Source organism: Streptomyces sp. DH12 (assembly GCF_020873895.1).
In the GTDB taxonomy this organism is placed as follows: domain Bacteria; phylum Actinomycetota; class Actinomycetes; order Streptomycetales; family Streptomycetaceae; genus Streptomyces.
The window spans coordinates 1-648 of sequence record NZ_JAHWGT010000386.1 but is presented as its reverse complement, the minus strand read 5'-3'; the positions used below and the strand labels follow the sequence as shown (position 1 = coordinate 648).

At 73.3% G+C, this 648-nt stretch carries 2 protein-coding genes; both read right to left on the bottom strand.

Going from position 1 to position 648, the window contains the following annotated elements:
- Positions 1–8 precede the first annotated feature (8 nt).
- A complete protein-coding gene (locus tag LPA54_RS34720) occupies positions 9–404 on the bottom strand; it encodes a molybdopterin-binding protein (RefSeq protein WP_228920612.1) in 396 nt (131 codons plus the stop codon).
- 43 nt (positions 405–447) lie between these two features.
- On the bottom strand, positions 448–648 hold a 201-nt coding region (locus LPA54_RS34715; protein ID WP_228984610.1), incomplete at its 5' end, for a substrate-binding domain-containing protein.

The window sequence follows — 648 nt, the reverse complement described above, 5'->3', positions numbered from 1 at the left end:
CAGGATGCTCAGGCGCGGTCGATATGAACGTTTGTCGACTTCACCCGTGCCGTGGCCTCCACACCGACCTCCAGACCCAGTTCCTCGACCGCCTCCCGCGTGAGCAGGGAGACCAGCCGGTGGGGGCCCGCCTGGATCTCCACCTGGGCGGCGACGTCACCGAGCTTGATCGCCGTGACGATGCCAGGGAACGCGTTGCGGGCGGAGGTGTACGGGGTGTCCTCCTCGGTCGTGGCCGCCTTGGCCAGCTCTACGGAGAACGCCGCCAGGTCACGGCCGTCGACCACCCTGCGCCCGGTGTCGTCGCGGCGGGTGGTGAGGCGTCCCGCGTCCGCCCAGCGGCGTGCGGTGTCCGGGCTGACGCCGAGCAGCCGCGCTGCCTGGCCGATGGTGTAGGACTGCATGCCGGTCACGATAGGGGTGCCGCGGCGTCCGCGGGCGTACCGGCTACGACGCGGGCGGTGCCGTGCTCGCCCGCACCACCAGGTCGGTGCCGAGCTCCACGCGGGGCGAGTCCGGCTGCTCGCCGCGGGTGAGGCGGAGCACCGTACGGACGGCGAGGGCGCCCATGTCGGCGAGCGGCTGGCGGACCGTGGTGAGCGGCGGGGCCGACCAGCGCACCTCCGGGAGGTCGTCGAAGCCGACGAC

Bases quoted from the DNA above. Each gene is read 5' to 3' on its own strand.
- LPA54_RS34720 (WP_228920612.1), bottom strand. From the start codon at position 404: ATGCAGTCCTACACCATCGGCCAGGCAGCGCGGCTGCTCGGCGTCAGC.